This is a genomic window from Pseudalkalibacillus decolorationis, assembly GCF_024609785.1.
Taxonomy (GTDB): Bacteria; Bacillota; Bacilli; order Bacillales; family Fictibacillaceae; genus Pseudalkalibacillus; species Pseudalkalibacillus decolorationis.
In genome coordinates this window covers 17,235-41,145 of the sequence record NZ_JANHJQ010000007.1, presented here as the reverse complement: position 1 = coordinate 41,145, position 23,911 = coordinate 17,235, and the positions used below count along the sequence as shown (strand labels likewise).

Here is a 23,911-nt window from a genome sequence, read left to right as displayed (position 1 = left end):
ATTGAAGCCGCATATTACCCTTGGAGGAGTGATTGATGTGAAAAAAATAGTACTGAGTTTGTTCATCGTTTTATTAACTGCTACTTCTCTATCTGGTCTTGCCAGTGCTCAAGATTCTTTGCAAAGCAACAGTGTCCAGGCTAAAGAAGATGATCGTAAATTTAATCATGAAGAGTACAAATCCTTACTTGAAAAGGGCTATACCATAACTCAATAATTATCTTGATGGATCCACATATTGATATCTTGAACTACATAAAAAGCATTCATTTGGATGCTTTTTATTCTATTTCCGGTAAGCTTTCAATAATATGACAATAAACGTTAAAAGCCCTCTACATAGCTATTCTATGCTATAATTAATATAAGAATATTACAAAGTGGAGGAATGATATGTCAGATTCTATACAACTTAGTTTAGATGAACAGCAAGGTAAGTTCATGAACCAAATCCAACACAAAAAGATGTCAAAGGGAAAACTTCTTCAACGAACCCTCTTCATTACAATTGGTGCAATATTGATGGGTGTTGGCCTTGAAATTTTCCTTGTTCCCAATAATGTAATTGACGGTGGGATTGTTGGGATTTCCATTATGCTCTCCTATCTATCCGGTTGGAGCCTGGGGTTATTCATCTTCTTACTTAATCTACCTTTCTTCTTTCTCGGTTATAAACAAATCGGGAAAACCTTTGCTTTTTCAACACTTTACGGAATTATTATTTTATCGATAACTACCACTTTTCTACACCCTGTTCCTGCCTTTACCCAAGACATTCTTTTAGCAACGGTTTTCGGTGGAATTATTCTCGGTATTGGCGTTGGAATAGTCATTCGATACGGCGGTTCACTTGATGGAACTGAAATATTAGCGATTCTCTTTAACAAGAAATTGCCCTTCTCAGTTGGCGAAATCATTATGTTCATGAATTTATTTATTCTCTCAAGTGCAGGTTTCGTTTTTTCATGGGATCGAGCAATGTACTCTTTAATTGCTTATTTTGTTGCTTTTAAGACAATTGATATAACAATAACCGGTCTGGATGAATCAAAATCCGTTTGGGTAATAAGTGATAACTACACCGTTATTGGTGATGCAATTATGAATCGTCTTGGTCGAGGTGTCACTTTTTTGAAAGGTGAAGGTGCCTATTCTGGAGATGATAAAAAGGTAATCTTTTGTGTCATTAACCGGATAGAAGAAGCAAAGCTAAAGGATATTGTTACTGAAAATGACCCCTCAGCGTTCTTAGCAGTTGCGGATATCGCTGAAGTTCGTGGTGGTCGTTTTAAAAAGAGAGATATACACTAGTTCGCTTCACAATCATTATCTTGACGAGACACTCGCTTGATAATGGTTTTTTATTTTTGGAAAAAACCCATCCAAAAACCGCCCATTTTAAAGTACAATTGAATACAGAGAGGATGAGGCAAATGTGGATAAAACCTGCAACATTAAAAGGGAAACATGTTACAATCCGTCCAATGGAAAATAAAGATCTCGATGAGTTATATGAAGCGGGCCAGCATGAGGTAATTTGGGCCTATATGCCAATGAAAGTTACGTCTAAATCAGACATGAAGATGCTGATTGAGCAAGCACTGGAAGGTATGGAAACAGGTACTGCCTTTCCATGGGTCATTCAAGATAATCGGACCGGAAAGCTTGTCGGCAGCACTCGTTTTCTGGATCCGTCTGAAGCAAGCCGGAACTTGGAGATCGGTTGGACATGGTTGAGTCCAGATGTCTGGCGAACTCCGGTCAACACGGAATGTAAATATATTTTACTGAAGCATTGTTTCGAGTCATTGAAAACGATTCGCGTTCAGCTCAAAACAGATGGACGAAACACCCGCTCCCAAAATGCGATTGAGCGAATTGGTGGAGTTCGAGAAGGGACGCTGCGAAAAAGCCGGGTTACATACACAGGTTATGTCCGCGATACCGTTTACTTCAGCATACTTGAGTCTGAATGGCCCAACGTGAAACATAGATTAGAAGAGCAAATGAAAAGATAAGATGTATAGGGTGCTGAAACGGCATCCTTTTTACGTTACCGTTTTTGAAATTAAAAAGTTTTTTGTATATGTTATCTGCCCCCCCCCACACACCTACTTCTTATTCCCTCGGTTTCATCCGTACCGATCTAGGTCCAATTGCATATCGTGTATATATGATTGGCAAAGGAGTTTATTTCAATGGGGCTTATATCCGGCCAGCAATATATCGAGCGAATTAATAACCTGCAGCCAGAGCTCTGGATCGACGGTGAGCGGGTTACAGGAAAGCTTTCTGAACATCCTGCTTTGAAGGGTATTATGAAGAGCAAAGCAAAACTGTACGACTTACAAATGCGCGAAGACAAAAAGGACTTGATGACGTTTCAAAATGAATCGGGCGAACGTTCTGGCATGGCTTTTTCCCCTCCAAAAACAAAGGAGGATCTTGAAAAGCGTCGACTTGCCTTTCAGGAGTGGGCAAAGACAAGTGGAGGATTGCTCGGACGATCACCGGATTATCTTAATACTATCCTGATGACTTTTACTCAATCAGCAGATCTCTTTTCATCCCAAGATCCCGACTTTAGTAGAAACCTGAGAAACTTATATGAATCAGCTGTTCAAAACGATTATTCCTTTACGCATACGTTCGTACATCCACAAGTGAATCGTGGACGGTTCTTTTTCGATTTATCTTCTAACCAAATTGCCGCCCATGTAAAAGAAAAGACAGATGACGGATTAATCATTCACGGGGCACGCCTTCTTGCTACACAAGGAGGATTGACCGATGAGTTAATTGTCTTTCCACAAGGGGGCATTGTAGACGCACCTATGGCCAACGCGTTTTCAATACCTGCCAATACAAAAGGTTTAAAGTTTATTGCACGGGAATCATTCGATTATGGCAAAACGCATTTCGATCATCCTTTAGGATCACGTTTTGACGAAATCGATTCGATCATCGTTTTTGACAATGTCCTCGTCCCTTGGGATCGGGTGTTCTTTTATGAAAATTTAAAATTAGCAAATGAGCTGTACTTGGAAACAAGCTTTTACCCGCATACCATCCACCAGGTAACGAGCCGTTGTATTGTGAAATCCGAATTTATCCTTGGTGTCATTCAATTGATGGTCAATACGATCAACATTGGCGGATACGATCATGTTCAGGAAAAAGTGGCGGATGTCATTGTTGGGTTAGAAGCGATGAAAGCTTTTGTCTTATCGTCTGAAATGCAGGCAAAGGTTGATCGGTGGGGATTAATGACACCAGCACCTGAACCGTTATTTGCAGCGATTCGTTATTATGCAAAAATCTATCCGATGTTTACCGATATCATCCAATTACTTGGTGCAAGTGGTCTAGTTTCAATTCCAGGGGAAAAGGATTTCAATTCACCTATCAAAGAGGATTTGGAGGAGTATTTGCAAGCCGCGAATGCGGGTGCAGTTGATCGTGTGAAGATTTTTCGACTGGCATGGGACTTGACGATGAGTGCATTTGGATCCAGGCAAACGCTTTATGAACAGTTTTTCTTTGGCGGTCCGCTAAACCTTGCTAAAATGATTTACCAAAACTATGATAGATCAGAATCAACGGAATGGATCAAACACTTCCTATCGATTGAAGATGATAAGGGGAACTCTGAGTAGGAGTTCTTCTTATTTCACGTTAAGAAAGTTTAAAAATACTTTCTATAGTATAAGTGCAACTATGGCGATCACCAGCACGACAAAGACGTTGGTGCTGGGATAATCAACGCCATCAGGACCGTGCATGATAAACTGCCATGTACCGCCCGGTTTATATCAAACTTCTGAAAAGTCGTCGTAAAACCTTGAGGTCCCCACCACTTCGACAGGTGCTCCTCTTTCGTCCAAGCATCAAACACAGGATCGCGTGGAGCATCAAATACGCGGGTGATCACAATCTCGCGTTCACGTATTTGCGTTGCGATTTTGTTTGTTGCGTTGTTTTGGTTCATGTCCATCCCTCCAAAATGAATTTGACTTTGACTTGTTGAAACCTATATCACTAAGTAGCTTCCCTTGCGTTCCTTTCCATATTTAAATAAGGGGTAAAAGGTTGGTATTTTACACTCTACTTTATGTAAGTACCTATACTAAAAGTGCATACTTACACATCTGTAGTATTTGCTTTATACTCATGACAAGAAAGAAGTAAATAATACTTAAGGAGGACAAATCTTTGAAAACTCTTGTTATCGTAACACACCCAAGCATAGAAACATCCGTCATAAATAAGCGATGGGTAGAAGAACTTAAAAAATATCCGGAAAAGTATACTGTACACGAATTGCATAAAGTTTACCCTGACGGCAACATTGATATTAAAAAAGAACAGCAATTAATTGAATCTCATAGTAATCTTGTTTTACAGTTCCCTGTTCATTGGTTTAATTGTCCGCCTCTCCTTAAAAAGTGGCTTGACGATGTTTTTGCCCATGGTTGGGCTTATGGTTCAAATGGAGGCGATAAATTAAAGAATCGTAAAGTTGCTTTAGCTGTATCTGCTGGGATTAAAAGAGAAGATTATAGTGAAGAGGGAAGGTACCATACACTTGAACATTTTTTATCTCCTTTTGAAACTACCTTCTTATACTGCAGTGCAGATTATCGCTCGTTCTTTGCGTTTTATGGTACAGAAAGTAAGCCGGGGGAAAATGATCCGTCTGTAAATGATTTGTCAGCAAGCAAATTGGAAAAAAGCGCTCAAGATTATTTGAATTTCGTTGACAATCTGTAATACGTAGCGGTGTTAAAGCTATAAAAAAAGAAGTATTTCCTTGTTTAGGGGATACTTCTTTTGATTTAAACAGATTGGCTATGTCTACTTTTGTACAGCCTCATGAGCAGGCAAACTGTTTTTCTCTCCCCACTCGCACATCATATTTAACAATGGAAGGAGAGAAAGACCACGTTCAGATAATGAATATTCAACTTTTGGAGGTATTTGGGGATATTCTTTACGTATGATAAGGTCATCTGCCTCCAGCTCTTTTAACATGATGCTTAGCGTTTTAAAGGAAATAGTACCGATACTTCGCTTCAGTTCATTATGCCGCATGACCTTATTTTCAGACAGCCAATGCAGAATGATCATTTTATATTTACCCCCTATTAAGGACAACGTATATCCAAATCCAGTGTTTTTTAATTCCACACCAGTCGGAACACAGGTTTCGCTCACAAGTTACACTCTCCTTCAGGTAAGTATATGATATAAATTTGCATACTTTACTATACTTCATTAATATTATACCTTAAAATATTCCTTTGTTACACCATTCTGACCGTTACTTCAACAAATGAAAAAGGAACTGCAAGCAAACTTCTCCTCCACTTTCGTATTGTCCAGCTCAAGGTCTACTTAACTTACCCGAGCCTCCAACATATCCCGTAGAATCCAGCCTTAATGGCCCAATACCGATGACATTTACGACCGTTCTTTTTGAGCAGCTGATAAGGCGATGCAAAATTTGCAAAAGTTCTTCTGTACCTACTGCTATCGCTTGAAATAGTAACGGAAAGTAGAATGATCTTAGAAAAAGAGTTGATGACTTTGAGAAAAAGATGAAACGATAACGCTCCATCTTCAGAATCAATCTAAATCATCCACTTTAAAACGTAGTCAGTCCTGTCAGGAGCTTTTCACCAAACCACCACAAGCCTGTTAAAACAGCGGCAAGTAACAGATAAGCCCCAAGAGCAATCATCTTTTCCTTAGGTGTCGCCCGATAATAACGTTCTTTCTCCTCTACTGACTTTTCCAGCTTCTCAATTTCATGATGCTGATGTACCAATGCTTCCTGCAGAAACGAACTCTTCTGCTTCCCTTCTTCTTCAATTCGAAGCTTTTTCAAGAGTTGGTAATACGATAAGAGGATTGCTTTATCAGCTTCCAATCGACCTCGTTTTAGACGTCGGCTCTTTGTAAACCACGGGATATTTATTTTTTCAATCTCACCTATATTCGCTTTGCATTTTTGAAATTCTGACTCTTCAAACCAAGACATCGTCATCGGATCCGTTTCATTCTTTTCTTGTAAAGCTCTAATTTTTCCATTTAATTCATGTCTTCGGTCCAAGCCATATTGATCAACCTTCAGCTGCGTCCGTTCCTTGTACTGGTGGTTCAGCGTTTGCAATCCAAACAACAGAATTAGCACAATCATTACATGAAAGTTAAAGAACAGATAGACCCCCATGATAAGCAAACCGAAAAACCAGATTTTCGTTGAGACTACTGATAGAATTCTTCCCCCATCAAGCGGTGATACTGGAACAAGGTTGAACAGGTTTAACATCGCGCCAAGTAAAATGACGAGAGCCCAGAACTCATGCTGTGTCACACTATATAAAATCAATGCTGGCACAATCGAAACTACCCCTGCTAGAGGTCCGCCATAAGCGATGTACGATTCATCCTTTGCTGTTTTCGGTCGCTCCTTCATCCCTATTACGGCACCCATAAACGGGATAAATATAGCTGGTGACGTTTTGATACCTTTTTGTTTTGCAGCCACTAAATGCCCCATTTCATGGACAAAAAGCAAATAAATAACGGCTACTGCAAATTTCCATCCATAAAACACTGCATAAGCTCCAAGCGAAATAAATAATGAGATTAACGTTGAAAATTTCGCCAATTTCAGGACTGCAATTACCCATTTGAATTTCGATACGAGGAAGATCGCGATTGCCGCGAGCCACCCTAGATTGAGTCGTTTTGCTGTATTTGTATTTGCCATCGTCTTCCCCCTAATTCAGTTGTCGTCCTACCCAAGTCGATGCAAGAGCTGATGTGGTTGTACTTGTACGCTTTCCATTGGTACACCCCCGTCAGATTCCAATGCATCAAGCGCACGGGAACACATATGTGGACGAGTTATATAGTCTGCGATGTTCTCTGGAGTAAGCTTCACAAAACGAGCTTCCTGAATCTCTTCTATCTGCTTCGTAATTTCGGTCGTTAATGCTTTTCCTTTAAAAACGACACTGACAAGACTACTCGTTACATTTTGATAGACACCCGTAACCCCGATAATTTCGGCTTCGATTCCAGTTTCTTCTAAAAACTCTCTCGTCGCCGCTTCCGTTAGAGTTTCTCCTTCTTCTACCTGACCACCGGGTAGCTCCCATGTATCGTTACGCCAGTTTGTTTTTACAAGCAATGTCTCATTCTGTTCGTTCTGAAAAAGACCGCTTACTGCCACAATATGCTTAGGAATTTGGTAATCACCCGTTGACTCCATAAATTCCTGATTGCTGTTAAGAATGATGTCTCTCAGCTTCCCTTTATGCTGCTGGGCTTGTTTGTGTAATTCATCGTTTCGGACTCTCTCTTCTATAGCTTCGTAAGCTTGCAAGCTTCTATACTCCCAAATTGCAGTAATCTCCGTTTTGTCATCATTGACCCATCGACCCACTAATCTAGAGCCATTCTTCCGCTGATTCGGTAACAGGTACGTATGGAAAAACTCATTAAAAACCTCGAGTCCCTCAGGGTTAATTGTATATGTTTTCTTCCGATAAATCATGTAATTCACTCCTACTCTCCTCATTGTGTTATTAAATGTTGACTCTGTACTTTCCGCTTTTCCTGTACGATCATTACTGCGCTTAAAACGAGGATGATTCCACCGAGCTGCCAGTTGCTTAATGGCTCTTGAAACATAAAGACACCGATAATCGTTGCGACGACGGGTTCGACTGTGGCGGTAATCGAAGCCCGGCTCGTTTCCACGAATTGTAGCCCAACTGTGTAGAGGAGATACGCAAGAACCGTTGAAAAGAAGCCAATTCCAACCGTATTCAAAAGTACTTCTCCTCTTAAAAGAACATCCAAATGTCTCCACAGCCCGCTAAACGGAACGATCGCCACCGCTGCAAAAACGAACGTGTAAACAGTAACGGTCAATGATGAATATTTTACAAGTGCATATTTTCCGAAAATGCTGTAGAGAGCATAGCCAACCCCAGAACCAAGGCCGACAATTACACCATATATGGATACTGAGCTTGTACCGCCTGGAACAAGCCCGATCACAAACACACAGCCAATCAATGTTAAAAATAAGGCGATCATTTTTCTTAATGTCAGCCATTCCTTAAACAGCACACGTGAAAGTAATGTAACAATGGCAGGTGCGGTGTATAAAAGAATCGCAGCGACAGCTATCGAGGTTTCCTGAATTGCTGTAAATAAACACCAGTTGAAAAAGACAATGCTTAAGATTCCCGTTCCAACAAAGTAAAGGCTATCGCGCCAATCGATGCGCAGCAATCGTGGATTTTTAACAAGCACAACGATCAACAGCAAGACAGTTGCTGTCATGACTCGGATCGCAACCACTTGTAATGGCGTAAACCCATGCTCGTACAAACCTTCTACAAAAATCGCAATCAGTCCCCATAACGCGGCTCCCAGTGCGATAAACACATATGCCCATTTCTTCATTAACAGCCTCTCCTTTTATATACGATAAGCTCCTAACTAGGTTCCATAAAAACAACGGAATTCCTTTTCTGACAGATCCACTGGACGAAATTGGTTAGTTAAGATACGATAACTATACCTCATTATTCTAGGTAGGTGGTTTATGATGTTCGACCGAGAACTTGTAAAAGGTAGTACCTCTTTAATATTGCTACAGCTTTTAAGCGAACAAGACATGTACGGATATCAAATTGTAAAAGAGATTAATGAAAGTGATTGAAACGGATAGGTTGATACTTCGTTGGTTATCAACTGATGATGCGTCGTTCATTCTCAAACTTTTAAATGATCCTTCTTGGTTACGTTTCATAGGAGATAAAGGTGTGAGGACTCTAGAAAATGCTAGAAACTATATTTTAACAGGCCCAATGGACATGTACGACCGATTGGGCTTTGGGCTTTACTTAACAGAAATAAAGGAGGGAAAGATACCGGTTGGAATTTGCGGATTAATAAAAAGAGATTCTTTAGAAGATGTCGATATTGGCTTTGCTTTTCTATCGAGATTCCAATCTAAAGGTTATGCTTATGAGGCAGCCTCTGCTACGATGGCGTATGGAATCGACCTGGGCCTTAATCGAATTGTGGCTATAACAACTAAGGACAATTATGATTCAATCAGGCTTCTTGAAAAAATCGGAATGAAATTTGGACGAAACGTACTACTACCTCCTGATACTGAAGAACTTAAATTGTTTACATCTGATTTCTGATAAGGGCTAGGGTCAGAAAATGCGGATGTATAACGTTAAGGATGATTGAAAATTGCTAAAGCCCAATTTCTCATATTACGAAAGAGAAATTGGGCTTTCAATACTTCACAATTGTTAAGTTTTTTTCCTTACTGGAGCAATTTCAATATTTGCCTGTTCAAGTCCTTCCCTAATAAAACGCGCAAAATTGAGGGCATTTGGTCCATCACCATGTATACAAATCGTATCCGCACGAATATCCACATCGGTTCCTTCGAGACAACAAACTTTTCTATCTGTAATCATTCGTACGACTTGGTTTAGAACGATTTCCTGTTCATGCAAAATAGCATTGGGTAAGGTTCTTGGGGTCAGTGTGCCATCAGGTTGGTACGTTCGATCGGCAAAAACTTCATTCGCCGTTTTTAATCCGATGCTCTCCCCTGCTTTTATGAGGGCACTGTTAGAAAGTCCGTAAAGGATAAGCGTAGGATCTACACGATAAACAGCTTCAGCTATTGCAGACGCAAGCTCGCTACTCTTTGCAGCCATATTGTACAAGGCGCCATGTGGTTTCACATGATGTAGCGATCCACCTTCTGCTTTTACAAATGCAGATAGTGCACCGATTTGATAAATGACGATCTCATAAGCTTCAACTGGTGTAACTGCTATTTCGCGGCGCCCAAACCCTTGTAGGTCCGGAAATCCTGGATGGGCACCGATTGCTACCCTTTTTTCAAGTGCGAGCTGAACTGTTTCCTTCATTGTACTAGGGTCACCGGCATGAAACCCGCAGGCAATATTGGCCGATGATACGTAATCTAGGATTTGTTCATCATTACCTAATCTATAGACACCAAAGCTTTCACCGAGGTCACAATTTAAGTCGACTTTCATTCTTAATTCATTCCTTTCAGTTGCAGCTTTATCCCTGCTTTGACATGACGCATCGCTTCCTCTTTAGTGGCAAATTGCTGCTGGGCTTCTCCGATATCAACGAGCTCGAAGTGAATTTGGTCCCCTGGTTTCAATTGAGCAAGCTTATGTCGATCAACACTTGCCGTATATCCAATTACGGGATACCCGCCTGTTGTCTGGCGATCAGCGGCTAATAGTATCGGATTCCCATCTGGCGGTACTTGAATCGTACCAAATGGAACAGCGGATGAAATCTCATTTTTCGCCTTTATTTGCTTTAACTCCACTCCGTCTAAACGGTATCCCATACGATCGGATTGGGAGGTTACTGTAAAAAACCGATTGAAAACTGCCTCTTGGCTCTCCTTTGTAAACGTATTGAACTGTTCGCTTTTGATCATCTGTATCGTACCGTTTGATACATTCGAATCGAAAAACTGCGTCGGAACGAACCAGCTGACATTGTCTTTCTCTTTTAAGAACGTTAATATTGACCTTTGTGTAAGTGTCATTTCACCGACCCCTATTTGATCACCTTTAGCTAGCCTACGACCTTCAAAACCTCCAATAGCTGCTCTTGTGTAGGTTGAGCGGCTGTCCATAATGACCGGCACATCAATTCCACCTGCAACCGCTAAATATGTCCGCGCCCCACTACCTGTTGCTGCATGTTTTACTGTAGAATCCTTTGGAAGAAAGATAGGCTTTCCTTTAGGCAGATGTTTCCCATTCAAACTGAGATTCGGTCCTTCCCCAAAAATAGCAATCACACGATCCTGTTCGAATTTCATTTCCGCTGCTTGGACGGTCATTTCGATCGTTGCAAAGTGTTCATCATTTCCGACAAGGAGATTCGCCATTCGATGAGCATCAAGATCCACTGCGCCACTTACCGGAACACTAAATTTTTGATATCCGATTCTGCCTATATCTTGTACGGTTGAAAATAATCCCGGTTGCAAAATCGTAATCATCGCTCATCCTCCTTAAGTGTCTTGAATTCTTGTTCGGAAATTTCCCGAAATCGAATTTGATCTCCTGCTTGTAAAAGTGTTGGCGGTTCCTGCTGAGTTCTAAATAGTTTCAGTGGAGTTCGCCCAATAATTTGCCAGCCCCCGGGTGATTCATTTGGATAAATGCCTGTCTGGTTGCCGGCAATTCCTACTGAACCTTCTGTGATTCGTGTTGCTGGTGTTGTTTTACGAGGGGTAGCAATTGTTTCATTTAATCCTCCGATATAAGGAAATCCCGGTGAAAACCCGAGCATATACACATGGTAGTCTCCCGCTATATGACGTTCGATTACCTCTTCTCTCGAAAGATTATTGTGGGTTGCGACATAGTCTAAGTCCGGGCCATAGTCTCCACCATAACAAACAGGAATTTCGACAGTTCGAGCGTCTGTAATACTTTCCTCATGCTTTTGACTCGCTAGTTGTTGTAGCGTCTTACGAATATAGGAAAAAGGAGCTTCGCCATGATCGATAAGTTTTGTCGGATCATAATAAATGGTAGTCGTAGTGTAAGCTGGAACGACTTCGATCAGCCACTGATAGTTCTGTTGTAATAGCAGACTAGAGAAAGCTTGGATTCGATCGTTTGTTATCTTCTCTATTTTAGAACCAAAATGGAGCGTAATAGCTGCATCACCTGTTGGAATTATTTTAAAGTCCATGTCGATTCATCCTTTCAAGCTTGTGTTAAGAAATTGAATTCTTTTTCCGACTATATCTAGTATAACGATATCACAAAATTATTACCGTTGGAGATAATTCAACCATTACACCTCTACATAGAAAAATCCGTTCGCAACCTCTTCTTTAAAATCCAAATAATTTGAAACCTTTTCCAATTACCAGCGTAAAGATAGAAAAGAATTTGACTCATGATTGTTTTAAAGGAGGCAAAGAAATGAGTTCAGTTATTCAGGTGGAGAATTTATCAAAATCATATGGGGATACGAAAGCGGTTCAGGGAATTTCTTTTACTGTTCAAAAAGGTGAAATTTTCGGTATTATCGGTCCAAATGGTGCAGGAAAAACAACAACGATCGAAATGCTTGAAGGTGTTCGCAAACCGGACAGCGGAAAAATAGATGTGCTCGGACTCGAACCTAGTCGACAACTTCGCAAGTTAAACGAACGGATCGGAGTGCAGTTTCAAGCAACCTCCATTCAGAAAAAAATGAAGGTTAAGGAAGCACTCGACCTATTTGAATCTTTTTACCCTCGCAATGCGCAAAAAAGTAATGTAATTGAACAACTCAGTCTTACAGAAAAACTAAATGAAAACTTTGAAAAGCTATCAGGTGGTTGGAAACAACGGGTAACCCTAGCACTTGCGACACTTCATCAACCCGAAATCGTTTTTCTCGATGAACCGAGTATGGGTCTCGATCCTCATGCGAGACGGGAGCTATGGTCGATGATTCATCTTTTAAAAGATCAAGGATGTACGATTGTTGTGACCACACATTATATGGAGGAAGCAGAGAAGCTCTGTGACCGGGTTGCTATGATTTACGGTGGGCAATTAAAAGCGTTAGATACTCCTGGGCAGCTATTAAATGCAATGGCGGTCAACAATTTGTCGTTCCAAAGTGAACAACTTGAATACGATACACTACTCTCTCTTCCAGGTGTTCTACGTGTAGAGCAAGATCACGATACATTCAAGGTGTTTAGCGAAACCCTGCAGAAGACCGCATATCACATTTTTAACTATTGTGAGGATAAAGAGATCGCACTTCGGGATTTTAAATTTGAAAAAGGCTCACTTGATGACTTGTTTGTTCATTATTTAGAAAAGGAGGAGACGGCATGACCACACTTGTGAAATTAGCAAACCTTGAGACGAAAATGTTTTTCAGGGATCGTTTAAGTGTGTTCTGGACATTCTTATTTCCGGTTTTGATGATCTGGCTTTTCGGATCCATGTTTAGTGGAAACGACATGGGTGGAAGAACATTTGCGGAGCTTTATGTCCCTTCTTGGATCGGAGTCAATATCGTCACGACATCGTTCTTTACCCTAGGCACTGTTCTTACAAATTATCGCGAAACAGGTGTTTTACGTCGCTATCAATCTACTCCTCTTAATGCATGGAAAATATTGATGGCACATACGGTTCAAGGTACAGTAATCTTTGCTATCTCAGCCGTGCTGTTAATGGTCTTCGGAATGCTTATGTACGACCTTACCTTGCCTGAATACATTGGAAGCACGCTACTTGCTCTGCTCATTAGTATTATTTGCTTTTTCCCGTTTGCCTTGTTTTTAACATCACTCGCAAAAAACACTCAGGCTGCAGCAGCTATCAGTTCATTATTTTTAAATGTGATGCTGTTCCTATCAGGCGCAACGTTTCCGCTAGAAATGATGCCTGACGTGCTCCAATATGTTTCGAAAATATTACCTCTCTATTATACAATTGAGTTATTACGTGGCACTTGGACACAAGGACCAATCTGGGATTATGGACTTGAAGTAGGCGTCCTGCTTGGAATTGCCGTTGTATCAACCTTCCTCGCATCGAGATACTTCCGATGGAGCAGTGACTAGGTATTCGAATTTATGAATATATGCAACTAGGTACTTTAGTAAGGGTGATGATTACATGCCAATCTGTCAAAATTGCAACTCGAAATGGACTTGGAAAGAAACGATCGCGAGGATGTTCTTGATCCGAAAAATAAAATGCCCATTTTGTAAGCAGAAACAATATCTTTCAGCAAAAGCAAGGAACAATCTCTCCTTACTTGGGATTTTACCTCTGCCTTTAGGGATTCCTCTAAACTCTTTTGGTGCACCATTACTACTTATCATTTTAATAGAAGTATTCCTTTTTTCGTTGGTGATCGCCTACATGCCTTTGAAAATGGAATTAAGCAATGAAAATGAGCCAATGTGGTGAAATGCAAATAAGGGATGACTCTACCAAGAGCCACCCCTTACTTTCTATTGAAATTTATCTCTTTCGCACAACAATTTCCTCATCCATTACTTCAACCACAATCTTCGTGATTTCCTCTTCTTCAAGTAGGAGATCAGCAATTCCGTCTTCCACTTTTTCTTGTAAAACTCTTCGGATTGGACGAGCACCGAAACGTGGGTCATATCCAAGTTTTGCGATTCGTTTCTTCGCCTCTTCAGATACTTCGATTTCTCGATCCTCTTCCATAACCATTTCACGAATATCCACTAGCATTAAGTCAACGATTTCAACAAGATGGTCTTCACTTAGCTCATTGAACGGAATAATTCCATCGAAACGGTTTAAGAATTCTGGCTTGAAGTAGCCGCTTAGGCTCTCAAGTATCGAAACGGCTTCATTTTCTTGATTTCCGAATCCGACTTTGATTCGTTTTTCACCTGTTCCCGCGTTACTTGTCATGATGATCACGGTGTCCTTGAAACTGACCGTTCGTCCTTGACTATCAGTTAGTCGGCCATCCTCCATAATTTGCAGAAACATGTGCTGAACATCTGGATGTGCTTTTTCAATCTCATCCAATAAAATAATACTGTATGGGTTACGACGAACACGTTCAGTCAGCTGCCCCGCTTCCTCATGACCGACATACCCAGGAGGTGAACCGATAAGTTTAGAAACAGAATGCTTTTCCATATATTCACTCATATCAAGACGGATTAGTGAATCCTTTGTACCAAATAGTTCTTTAGCAAGTGTTCTCGTAAGCTCTGTTTTGCCCACCCCAGTTGGACCAACAAATAGAAAGGCACCAATAGGTCGAACTTTAGATTTCAATCCGGCACGACTGCGGCGGATTGCCTTGGCGACTTTTTGTACCGCATGATCTTGTCCAATAACACTTGAGCCAAGACGTTCTCCGAAATTCCTCATCTTGTTTTGTTCATCATTTTGCAGCTTCTGTACTGGAATTCCTGTTTTCTCTTCAACAATCAGCTGGATGTCTTCGAGTTTGATTTCAGTACTTATTTCACTAGATTCAATCCGATCTTGTTGCTGCAGCCTTATTTCTTCGTCTCGAAGTCGAGCTGCTTGTTCGTAATCTTCTGCTTTTGTTGCTTTTTCTTTTTCTTTCGTAATCTGTTCAAGCCGCTCTTGAATTTCATCTTCATTCTTACCTGCATGCTCGAGATTCATTTTTGAACCCGCTTCATCCATTAAGTCAATTGCTTTATCTGGTAAGAAACGATCCTGGAGATAACGCTGCGATAATGTTACACAAGCGGCTAAGGCCTCATCAGAAAACTGAACATCGTGATACTGCTCATACTTTGGTTTCAGCCCTTTTAAAATTTCGATCGCTTCTTCTGTTGTTGGTTCCTTAACGATAACCGGCTGGAAACGTCGTTCAAGAGCAGCGTCCTTTTCAATCTTACGGTATTCTTTCAATGTTGTTGCACCAACAACTTGTAATTCACCACGAGCTAGAGCCGGTTTTAAAATATTCCCTGCATCCATTGAACCTTCCGCAGATCCAGAACCAACCAGTAGGTGGATTTCATCAACGAATAGAATCACGTTTTTACGTTGCTGAAGCTCTGCAATCAGCTGTTTCATTCGTTCTTCAAACTGGCCACGGATACCGGTGTTTGCAACGAGTGAAGAAACATCAAGCAAATATACTTCTTTGTTCAGTAATTTGTTTGGTACTTCATTTTCTACAATTTTCAGTGCTAATCCTTCTGCAATCGCTGTTTTACCAACACCGGGTTCTCCAATTAATACAGGGTTGTTCTTGTTTCGGCGATTGAGAATTTCAGTTACACGTTTAACCTCTTTGTTTCGGCCAATAACCGGATCAATGAGTCCTGCTTTTGCGGCATCCGTCAGATTTTGACCGAGCTCGTCTAGAAGCCCACCGCGACCGCCGCCTTTTCCGGAAGCTGCTTGCCCTGGTTCGCTCTTTCCTTCAGAAGTAAATCCATTCATGAAGGAATCCATTTGGTCAAACATTGAATGATCGAAAGAACCGAATCCGCTCGGTTGCTTCATTTCATTTTGTATTTCTTTATAACACTTCGAGCAAAGATGTAGTTGCTGTGTTTGTCCGTTTATACGAAGGGTCATTTTCACATTCACATCGTTTAATTGACAGTTTTGACAACGCATAATCATGACCTCCTAAAAAGTTTTTATACTTAACATATGAAAAAGGTCTATCTGACTTTGACTATCTTTGACCTTTAATTGTATTATACTTTGACCTTTTTTGACTTTCAAGGTTTTTGCTTATAAAAATTTCCCTATTTCTGGTTGGGTCTATGAGAATAACAGAGCATCCATTCCGATGCAAAGGTTCTGTTTCTAAGATGGGAGACTGTATCCTCGCATGTAAATAGAAGGATAGGATAGGATGAGAAGACACATTGAAAATGTAGGAGGACTTGTTTATGAAGATTTTAGCGCTATATGGCAGTGCAAGAGCAGGTGGGAATACGGAGCAATTAACAAAAAAAGCTTTGGAAGGTTTGGATGTAACCCATGTTCATTTAAAGGATTACAACATTTATCCAATTGATGATTTACGACATGTAGAAGGTGGATTTCAACCTGTAGAGGATGACAATGATCAACTCGTTCAGTTAATGCTCGATCATGATCTCCTCGTTTTTGCAACACCAGTATATTGGTACGGAATGTCTGGTTCAATGAAAGACCTCATTGATCGATGGTCTCAAAGCTTGAGAGATTCTCGTTTTGATTTTAAAGGAGAGCTATCTCAGAAAAAGGCATTTGTGATTTGCTGTGGTGGAGACAATCCGAAACTAAAGGCTCTCCCGCTTATCCAACAGTTCCACTACATTTTCGATTTTGTTGCAATGGAATTCGTCGGTTATATTATAGGGAAAGGAAATCAACCCGGTGAGGTTCTTCAAGATACTGTGGCACTCGTCCAGGCTGAGCAATTAAATGAACGGTTAAAATCAATAACCAAATAAGCTGGACTATATAATAGAAAAACGAGACAGGGTTCAATTTACCGTCTCGTTTTTCTATATTTATTATGAAAGTGATTAAAGTGCGTGTTCAAAAAGGAGGACAAAAAAAGCCGAGAAGTTCGAGGCGTGAAAATCTCGAGGACCAGAACGTATGCTATTAATACGTGAGGACCGGAGAGATCGAACAACGAAGAAATTCGACAGCTATTTTTACCGGACTTTTTGAACAACCCCTTAAAGATTTTGTTTATCGCGCTTTGGTGCATCCTTGGAATCTAATTTTGTCGGGCCTTTTGCAATTTCTTCTGCTATCTCAAGATCAGGTAAGCTTTTCGTCGGTGTTTGATTGTGATTCTGTACCTTGTTTTTAATTTGCTTCCGCTTTGTCATCGAATCCCTCCACTATTTAATCGTTATCTGATAGTCTGTGCATTTTATAAGGAGTTATTCGATGATTACACGTCACTATTTTAATGGTAACTTGATGTTGTTGAGAAAGTCTTTCATATACATCCGAACAGGTTTGGTCATTTTCGAGGTAACAATTTCCGTCCATGTATGCGATCGTTTTCCCTCTGTACGCTTTTGATAATAGTTGGAGATGTCCTCATTATATCGGGAGAGTTGTTGTTTAAACTGCTCATCATCCTGCATATATTCATCAACGTGATACAAATTCTCCATTGGCAGGCGCTGCTTTTGGCCAGGCTGTTGGTCTGGAACCCCAACACACAAACCGAACAGTGGTATGACTCGATCTGGAGTTTTTAGAACGTTAGCAACTTCCGGTAGATTATTTCTCAAACCACCTATGAAACAAATACCGAGCCCCATTGATTCAGCTGAGATAACTGCATTTTGCGCCGCAAGTGCTGCATCGATTAACCCAACCATGAATTTTTCAGTTGATTCCAGCGTCTCCACAATATCTTCAAGTGGAACATTCTCTAACTCTGCCGCTAATTTATGCCGATTCAAGTCTGCGCAGAATACAAAGAAATGACCGTTGTTTGCTACATAATCCTGATTTCCGGCAAGCTCAGCCAGCTTTTGCTTTTTCACCGGATCCTTTACCCCAATGATCGAGTACACTTGAAGATAACTCGAAGTCGCTGCGGACTGTGCACATCGGACAATCATAGTGATCTGTTCATCGGTAAGAGGGATATCTTTAAACGAGCGGATTGAGCGATGGTTGAGGATCGTTTCTATCGTATTGTTCATTATAATCACCCTTCAAGTAAAAGTAATTTCCTTATCTTATCGTATCCATTCTCATTTAAATGAACAACTCTTTTGCCAGGACAAAATTGGATTTAATTGGTGCAAAGCGGTATTTTTTCCGCTTTGTTCAGATTATTTATTAAACTTTTTCCGATTTTTCAGCAAGCCTGATAGATTAAAAAGCTGATCATCATTAGGCTTTTCAAAACCCTAGATGATCAGCTGCATCTTTTTAGTTCGATTTATTCAACTGTAAAATCATCGTCACCGTAATGATCACAAATGCCACTAATGCTAGAAAAGGGATGGTGATAAATCCGAGCCAGTTGATGTACTCTCCTGAACACGGGACCCCTTCTGTACACGCAACCGCTTCATCGAACCAATCCGTTTTTTGATGTAAATAATGAAAGCTCGATAAGAGTATTCCGAGAACACTTAGCGGTAGAACATAGTATGGAAGCTTCAAATCATCTGTATAAAGTCCAATTCCAATAATAACGACGAGTGGGTACATCAAGATCCGTTGATACCAGCATAGTTCACACGGGACAAATCCTGCCATTTCGCTAAAATAAAGACTCCCGAGAACCGCAACAATCGATGTGATCCATGCGAAAGAACTAAGCTTATTCATTGTTCTCCAATGCTTCTTCAATAGCTGGTTTAATGGAATTTTCATAATCAAATGGATTTTCAATCATTTTTCCATTAATGATGATAGTTGGCGTACTTTGAACCTGATTGCTCATTTTAATATCCGTCTCTATCTCATCTTCAAATTTATTTGCTTCAAGGTCTTTCTTCAGCTGTTCAGTGTCAATTCCTTTAATGTTTTTTTCAATCAATCCGATTAAAAACTCTTCTGTAGCCCAGGCTTCCTGCTCACTTCCCTGATTTTTAAACACCACATCGTAGTATTTCCAAAATGCTTTTTCATCCTGGGCGTAAACAGCTTCGCCAACTGATGCGGCTATTTTCGAATCAGGTGCCAGGAAAGGCTTATTTACCATAAACAACTCTGCTTTTCCTGTATCAATAAAGTCAGCCTTAATCTGCGGATAAACTTCGGCTTCGAACTGAGCACAAGCAGGACATTTGAAGTCCGCAAATTCTACTATTTTAACTGGGGCGTCCTCCTCTCCTATCGAAGGCTGTCCTTCATAATTAACTTCCACGTCATTATTAGCAGACTGTTCATTAGTACCTTCTTCCTGATTACTGATTACAAATAATAGAACAGCAGCTAATACAAAAATACCACCAATGATTAAGATAAATCCTTTGTTACTATTTTTCGGGGGCTTGTATACGGTTTGATTTTTCTTTTTCTTGGCCATGCAACGTCCTCCTAAAGTATGTACTACCCCTATTTTTATCAAAAGAAAGGTCGATGTCAATGGAGAAGAATTGAACAATAATGCCACCGGTACACTAACGAGGGGCTATTTGCGATAATATGTGCAGCTTTAATAAGCACTATCCCTAATGAGCTTACATTTTTGGACCATCAACAGTTTTGGGCGGCGCCTCTTGCCACCGTTTGATTGAATCTAGGTGTTTAGCGGCATCACGATAGCCTTGCTCGTATAATTCCGTAAGTTTCACAGGATTTCGTTCGGCACGTCCGACTTTTATCCGTTCAGTCGGCCGGATGACATATACGTCCCCGCTTTTCTCTTTTTCCTGGATATAAGATAAGGTATCATTATAGTTTTGGAATCGATCATCAAGTCGTTCGATAAGTCCTTTGTATTTCGGGTAAAATCTTCTTGCTAACCAGTTCAGCTTGGATCGTTTTTTTAAATAGCCATCATTTCTGGTTAAAATGACAATATTCTTCGTATTACCATCTTGTTCGGAACGTTTAATCGGAATGGGATCTGAGATTCCACCATCCATCAAATGTCTGCCTTCAAGCTCGATGACCGGTGCCATAAAAGGTAAAGAACTAGAGGCACGAAGGATTGGCAAGATGTGATCGCGATAAGCAGACTTTTCATAGTAAACCGGCTCACCCGTCATACAGTCGGTCGTTCCAATTACAAATTTTTCTGCTGTTTGATGAAAAGCATCGTAATCAAATGGAACGAGTTGATTCGGTATTACATCGAAAATCAAATCCATACCAAACAGTTGTTTCTTTCGTATGAGGTTTTTCAGTGAAATATAATCCGGGTGCTGTACATAACCGATACACACCTGCTTGTTTCTCCCTTTTTGCCTAGAAAGATACGATGCAGCATGGCAAGCCCCCGCTGACACACCAATCACATAAGGGAGGTAGAAATCTTGCTCCATAAAAAATTCTAAAACCCCTGCTGTATAAACACCCCTCATACCTCCACCTTCTAATACAAGACCTGTCGAAGTCATGTTAAGCCCCCCTTTTCTAAAAACAATACGTATCATTATTTTACAGAAGGAATAGACCGAAGAAAAGAGATGAGCCTTTCCCAATCAAACGCAGGAGGACTAAAGTGGTCCAAGGGATTAGGTGCTGGAGCTAGACATCACATCTATGCAACAAATTTTTTTACTTTCTTAACGTGCTGAAAACCCCGCAACTCGAATCCGTCGCGGAGCCGTATGACTCTATAGATAAATAACTTAAAGAATGATTTAGGTTGGAGGTGGCTGGTTCCCTTCCCCTCCGACACCATAATGTTTCTGGTCATTATGCTGCTTCTCTTGTTGGCTGAATGGGCGTTCCTGAAATTCTTTGGAGTTGAATTGAACATTTGCTCTTTTTCTATTCCGATATTCATACACAATAGCTACAGTTATCACGACTAACAGCGGGATTAAAAACCATAACCAAATCATGATCTTCCGCCTCCTTTTAGTGGATGTTCAAAAAGTATTCAAATGATAAACGGCGAATTTCTACGTTACTCGGTTTTTCCGGACTTGCACATGGACGTGCTGACTTCGACGTTTTCACAGGACGTGAAGTAGTTAGTGAAGTTCCATATGTACCTGCGTCTACAAGCTAAGCTTTGGAGTAAGCTTCCTCGGTACAACTCGTAGCTTCTATGCAAGTACCGCTCGTCGCTCCGGTCCTCAAAACTGTCGTGCCTTGGGCTCACACGATGTGAGTCAGTTCGACGTTGTTACAGGACGTAACGTATTTAGTCGAACTTCCTATAAGAAATTCTGATTCGTCTACTTTTTGAAAACATACTTTTAAGGATGTATACCCGCTTTAGTTCAAAATAATCCTCCAACTATATATAAATATTCGTGGATAATTGGCATAATGTATTCAGTTTCAATGATGACCCCTTCCTAGAAAACGTTTACAATCAGTTACTACAAATAGTATTGTAGAGATAGAAAAATAAAGGTGGTCAAACGATGGAAACGAACAAAGTGATTCTAATTTCACTGGTCGGGGTGACTTTAATTATCCTTGGTTTACGCTTTATATTGAAAAAATCGATTACTATTATAAAAGATTATGATCAAAGCACAATTGAAGATAAAGAAGGTCTGGCAAAGGCGATTGGCCTATATGTAACGATAATCGGATTCTTAGTGATTGTCGTGGTATTGATAAGTGAATGGACCGGACTAGTTATTTGGGTCATATTCGCAGTCCTCGTATCAGCTTCATCGATATTAATGTTAGGTGTAATTAAAAAATATGTATAATCTCTTTAAATAAGAAAAGCGCAAGCGCCCTGTCTAGCCACGAAGGTCACTGGAAGACCGACGAGGAGGCTGTCGCCGCCGCAGGAGGTCTGAAGTGATCCAAGTGGCTGGGTGCTGGAGCTAGACATTACATCTATGCATCAAAAAGTTATACTTTCTTTACTTGTCAGAAAGGACTGTCCAAGGCATCGGTAACATGATGCTTTAATACAGTCCTTTTTCCTTAAATGCGATTATTTAGTCTTCGTCTTTTTGTAAAATAAGCTGGCTTGCTTCGTATGCGGACGTGAAGGAAAGCTCGGACAACTGACCTTTCCCTTCGCACCAGTCACCAGCAAAGAACGCGTTTCGATAATCAGGGAAATACACAGGCATTGGTTCCTGGTTCATTTTCCACTTAATCTCTTGTGCAGATGCACGTTTCGATTTCCGCGGCACAACGAGCTCATCCCGCCATCCACTAAAATGTTTATCGTACATCGCTTCAATCTTTTCCTCGATTTCAGTAAGCCGTTCTTTGTCATCCAGTTCTTCTTTTTTAATGTAGGCGATTGCCTGTAGCAGCTGCCCGCCTTCTGGTACACAGCCCTCGTCATAAAAGCTGATATCAGTAATGAACATTTTGTTTGGCTTATCGTAAACATATGAGTACGGCACATCAATTCGATTTTTCAAGCCAAGATCGTAAACGAAAACATAGCTTGGCTCATAATGTGCATAATGTTTAACAGAATACTCTAGGTCTGTATCTACTAACATCTTAGCAAGTTCAGATGGCGGTGCACAAAAAACAAATTCCTTCGCCCGAAAATTTCCTTTTTTCGACTGAACCTCAACGATTCGATCTCCTTCAGTTGAAACGGATTCTACTCGTGCCTTCGTAAGAATTTCACTGCCATTCCGCTCAATCACGTTTACAAACTTATTAATTAACGTCTGCCAACCTCCACCCACATAGGCGACAGGCTTATTCGTCGTAAATAAGCGACGATAATAATCGAAATAAACATCAGATGGAATTTTTTCCGGTTCGCTTGTAAAAAAGTTAGAGGATGCGAGTGTTAGCATCATTTCTTTGACATCTTCCGTTAAATTATGTTGATCCATCCATTTCTTGATCGACAAATGCGGATGACCCTTTTCCATACTTGTTAGCGTTTTGAAAATCTCAAAGGTAAACTTAAGTTTGTCTGCACCCTTTACAAGTTTGGTCCGGAACAAACCTTTGACGTTTGCCGGAACCGCAGTCAGCTCATCCCCAATATCATATTTCGCTTTATTTGGTTTAAAATCACGCCAATCGACGTCGATTCCAAGTTCTTTTTCAAAGGTTTTCAAAATGGAAGTATCTCTTCCATAGATTGCATGTGCACCAAAATTGAATGAAAACCCTTTTAGGCTAAACGTCACCGCTCTTCCCCCCAAAAGGCCCTTTTCCAAGAGTGCGACTTTTTTCCCCTTTTCTGACAAATAAGCTGCAGTAGAAAGACCTGCAAGCCCCCCTCCAACAACTACAACATCCACATGTTGAACTTCCGCTGTATCCACAAATGTGCCTCCTTCTTGTCCAACCATATAAACGATTTCATTTTTTCACAATCCCTATTATTACATACTTCTACCGGAACTATAAAGAAAACTTAGCAAAGCCAAGCCTTTGGTGCCGGCTGAGCTTTAGTTGCGCTTATACTATAGAAAGTATTTTTATACTTTCTTTACTCACTAAATAGTCATGCTTTCCCAACGTACGAAAAAACCTTCCCCGAAATCGGGAAAGGTTTTTTCTTAGGGTTTAGGGGTTAGGGGGATAAAAGGTTGTTAATAAGAGGATACCCTGTCCTACCTTTTTTAAACCACAAATCCTAAAAAAAGTTCTAGTTCTTTCGTAATGTTTTTGTAATAATCGTAATGAACGTGAAACCTTTTGCTTAGTAGTTCGTCTTTATAGTAACGAAACATTTTTCGAAG

Annotated in this window: 26 protein-coding genes and 3 pseudogenes; 12 read left to right on the top strand and 17 right to left on the bottom strand. The window is 40.5% G+C overall.

Annotated features, from left to right (window positions below):
- The first annotated feature begins 37 nt into the window (after window positions 1-37).
- From NON16_RS08165 to hpaB, 4 genes are all read left to right on the top strand, one after another.
- A complete protein-coding gene (locus tag NON16_RS08165) occupies window positions 38-217 on the top strand; it encodes a hypothetical protein (protein ID WP_257348358.1) in 180 nt (59 codons plus the stop codon).
- A 224-nt stretch (window positions 218-441) separates the two neighbouring features.
- Window positions 442-1,311 carry a YitT family protein gene (locus NON16_RS08160; protein ID WP_372508773.1) on the top strand — a complete coding sequence of 290 codons (870 nt, stop codon included), beginning with the start codon at window positions 442-444 and terminating at the stop codon, window positions 1,309-1,311.
- 122 nt (window positions 1,312-1,433) lie between these two features.
- Window positions 1,434-2,018, top strand: coding sequence for a GNAT family N-acetyltransferase (locus NON16_RS08155; protein WP_257348356.1), 585 nt, complete (start codon window positions 1,434-1,436; stop codon window positions 2,016-2,018).
- Window positions 2,019-2,198: 180 nt separating this feature from the next.
- Window positions 2,199-3,656, top strand: coding sequence for a 4-hydroxyphenylacetate 3-monooxygenase, oxygenase component (gene hpaB, locus NON16_RS08150; protein WP_257348355.1), 1,458 nt, complete (start codon window positions 2,199-2,201; stop codon window positions 3,654-3,656).
- Between the two features lie 69 nt (window positions 3,657-3,725).
- Here the strand turns inward: hpaB and NON16_RS08145 are convergent.
- Window positions 3,726-3,988, bottom strand: a pseudogene (locus NON16_RS08145) (SRPBCC domain-containing protein); the annotation flags it as partial.
- A 224-nt stretch (window positions 3,989-4,212) separates the two neighbouring features.
- On the opposite strand from NON16_RS08145, the gene NON16_RS08140 reads away from it, so the two are divergent.
- Window positions 4,213-4,770, top strand: coding sequence for an NAD(P)H-dependent oxidoreductase (locus NON16_RS08140; RefSeq protein WP_257348354.1), 558 nt, complete (start codon window positions 4,213-4,215; stop codon window positions 4,768-4,770).
- An 84-nt stretch (window positions 4,771-4,854) separates the two neighbouring features.
- On the opposite strand, the gene NON16_RS08135 is transcribed toward NON16_RS08140, so the two are convergent.
- The 5 genes and pseudogenes from NON16_RS08135 to NON16_RS08115 form a co-directional block, all read right to left on the bottom strand.
- Entirely contained in the window at window positions 4,855-5,214 is a 360-nt protein-coding gene (locus tag NON16_RS08135; RefSeq protein ID WP_257348353.1) for a winged helix-turn-helix transcriptional regulator, read from the bottom strand.
- Between the two features lie 430 nt (window positions 5,215-5,644).
- Window positions 5,645-6,775 carry a site-2 protease family protein gene (locus NON16_RS08130; protein ID WP_257348351.1) on the bottom strand — a complete coding sequence of 377 codons (1,131 nt, stop codon included), beginning with the start codon at window positions 6,773-6,775 and terminating at the stop codon, window positions 5,645-5,647.
- A gap of 27 nt (window positions 6,776-6,802) precedes the next feature.
- Window positions 6,803-7,279 carry an NUDIX domain-containing protein gene (locus tag NON16_RS08125; protein WP_257348546.1) on the bottom strand — a complete coding sequence of 159 codons (477 nt, stop codon included), beginning with the start codon at window positions 7,277-7,279 and terminating at the stop codon, window positions 6,803-6,805.
- An 18-nt stretch (window positions 7,280-7,297) separates the two neighbouring features.
- Window positions 7,298-7,564: pseudogene (locus NON16_RS08120) on the bottom strand (NIPSNAP family protein); the annotation flags it as partial.
- Between the two features lie 20 nt (window positions 7,565-7,584).
- The gene (locus NON16_RS08115; RefSeq protein ID WP_257348350.1) at window positions 7,585-8,484 is read right to left on the bottom strand and encodes a DMT family transporter; all 900 of its coding nucleotides are present in this window, start codon (window positions 8,482-8,484) and stop codon (window positions 7,585-7,587) included.
- A gap of 145 nt (window positions 8,485-8,629) precedes the next feature.
- On the opposite strand from NON16_RS08115, the pseudogene NON16_RS08110 reads away from it, so the two are divergent.
- Window positions 8,630-8,734, top strand: a pseudogene (locus NON16_RS08110) (PadR family transcriptional regulator); the annotation flags it as partial.
- Window positions 8,730-9,236: a GNAT family N-acetyltransferase gene (locus NON16_RS08105; protein WP_257348349.1), complete on the top strand. Its 507-nt coding sequence runs from the start codon at window positions 8,730-8,732 to the stop codon at window positions 9,234-9,236. The pseudogene NON16_RS08110 and the gene NON16_RS08105, both read left to right, overlap by 5 nt.
- 114 nt (window positions 9,237-9,350) lie before the next feature.
- Here NON16_RS08105 and NON16_RS08100 read toward each other — a convergent pair whose 3' ends face one another.
- From NON16_RS08100 to pxpB, 3 genes are read right to left on the bottom strand one after another with little or no spacing between them, the layout of a single operon-like run.
- Window positions 9,351-10,115, bottom strand: coding sequence for a LamB/YcsF family protein (locus NON16_RS08100; RefSeq protein ID WP_257348348.1), 765 nt, complete (start codon window positions 10,113-10,115; stop codon window positions 9,351-9,353).
- Window positions 10,116-10,117: 2 nt separating this feature from the next.
- A complete protein-coding gene (locus NON16_RS08095; protein ID WP_257348347.1) occupies window positions 10,118-11,110 on the bottom strand; it encodes a 5-oxoprolinase subunit C family protein in 993 nt (330 codons plus the stop codon).
- Window positions 11,107-11,811, bottom strand: a complete 705-nt coding sequence (gene pxpB, locus NON16_RS08090; protein ID WP_257348346.1) for a 5-oxoprolinase subunit PxpB — start codon at window positions 11,809-11,811, stop codon at window positions 11,107-11,109. Before pxpB ends, NON16_RS08095 begins: the two co-directional genes overlap by 4 nt.
- Window positions 11,812-12,047: 236 nt before the next feature.
- Between pxpB and NON16_RS08085 the strand changes: the two genes are divergently transcribed.
- Genes NON16_RS08085 through NON16_RS08075 form a run of 3 tightly spaced genes read left to right on the top strand, consistent with a single transcriptional unit; the run spans window position 12,048 to window position 14,048 of the window.
- On the top strand, window positions 12,048-12,959 hold the full coding sequence (locus NON16_RS08085; RefSeq protein WP_257348345.1) for an ABC transporter ATP-binding protein: 912 nt from the start codon (window positions 12,048-12,050) through the stop codon (window positions 12,957-12,959).
- On the top strand, window positions 12,956-13,696 hold the full coding sequence (locus tag NON16_RS08080) for an ABC transporter permease (protein ID WP_257348343.1): 741 nt from the start codon (window positions 12,956-12,958) through the stop codon (window positions 13,694-13,696). The genes NON16_RS08085 and NON16_RS08080 overlap by 4 nt, the downstream gene beginning before the upstream one ends.
- Before the next feature lie 55 nt (window positions 13,697-13,751).
- Window positions 13,752-14,048 (top strand): TIGR04104 family putative zinc finger protein, encoded by a 297-nt coding sequence (locus NON16_RS08075; RefSeq protein ID WP_257348342.1) that lies wholly within the window; start codon window positions 13,752-13,754, stop codon window positions 14,046-14,048.
- Window positions 14,049-14,102: 54 nt separating this feature from the next.
- Here NON16_RS08075 and NON16_RS08070 read toward each other — a convergent pair whose 3' ends face one another.
- Entirely contained in the window at window positions 14,103-16,235 is a 2,133-nt protein-coding gene (locus NON16_RS08070; RefSeq protein WP_257348341.1) for an ATP-dependent Clp protease ATP-binding subunit, read from the bottom strand.
- A 281-nt stretch (window positions 16,236-16,516) separates the two neighbouring features.
- On the opposite strand from NON16_RS08070, the gene NON16_RS08065 reads away from it, so the two are divergent.
- Window positions 16,517-17,065, top strand: coding sequence for a flavodoxin family protein (locus NON16_RS08065; protein WP_257348340.1), 549 nt, complete (start codon window positions 16,517-16,519; stop codon window positions 17,063-17,065).
- A gap of 234 nt (window positions 17,066-17,299) precedes the next feature.
- On the opposite strand, the gene NON16_RS08060 is transcribed toward NON16_RS08065, so the two are convergent.
- From NON16_RS08060 to NON16_RS08035, 6 genes are all read right to left on the bottom strand, one after another.
- Window positions 17,300-17,455, bottom strand: coding sequence for a hypothetical protein (locus tag NON16_RS08060; protein ID WP_257348338.1), 156 nt, complete (start codon window positions 17,453-17,455; stop codon window positions 17,300-17,302).
- A gap of 75 nt (window positions 17,456-17,530) precedes the next feature.
- Window positions 17,531-18,289, bottom strand: coding sequence for an oxygen-insensitive NADPH nitroreductase (gene nfsA, locus NON16_RS08055; RefSeq protein ID WP_257348335.1), 759 nt, complete (start codon window positions 18,287-18,289; stop codon window positions 17,531-17,533).
- Window positions 18,290-18,521: 232 nt separating this feature from the next.
- Window positions 18,522-18,926: a disulfide oxidoreductase gene (locus NON16_RS08050; protein WP_257348333.1), complete on the bottom strand. Its 405-nt coding sequence runs from the start codon at window positions 18,924-18,926 to the stop codon at window positions 18,522-18,524.
- The gene (locus NON16_RS08045) at window positions 18,919-19,629 is read right to left on the bottom strand and encodes a DsbA family protein (protein ID WP_257348332.1); all 711 of its coding nucleotides are present in this window, start codon (window positions 19,627-19,629) and stop codon (window positions 18,919-18,921) included. Before NON16_RS08045 ends, NON16_RS08050 begins: the two co-directional genes overlap by 8 nt.
- A gap of 154 nt (window positions 19,630-19,783) precedes the next feature.
- Window positions 19,784-20,665, bottom strand: coding sequence for a patatin-like phospholipase family protein (locus NON16_RS08040; RefSeq protein ID WP_257348331.1), 882 nt, complete (start codon window positions 20,663-20,665; stop codon window positions 19,784-19,786).
- Between the two features lie 246 nt (window positions 20,666-20,911).
- Window positions 20,912-21,115, bottom strand: a complete 204-nt coding sequence (locus NON16_RS08035; RefSeq protein ID WP_257348329.1) for a hypothetical protein — start codon at window positions 21,113-21,115, stop codon at window positions 20,912-20,914.
- A gap of 531 nt (window positions 21,116-21,646) precedes the next feature.
- Here NON16_RS08035 and NON16_RS08030 point away from each other — a divergent pair.
- A complete protein-coding gene (locus tag NON16_RS08030) occupies window positions 21,647-21,943 on the top strand; it encodes a hypothetical protein (protein ID WP_257348328.1) in 297 nt (98 codons plus the stop codon).
- Window positions 21,944-22,180: 237 nt separating this feature from the next.
- Here the strand turns inward: NON16_RS08030 and NON16_RS08025 are convergent, their stop codons facing one another.
- Entirely contained in the window at window positions 22,181-23,491 is a 1,311-nt protein-coding gene (locus NON16_RS08025; RefSeq protein ID WP_257348326.1) for a phytoene desaturase family protein, read from the bottom strand.
- Window positions 23,492-23,911 lie beyond the last annotated feature (420 nt).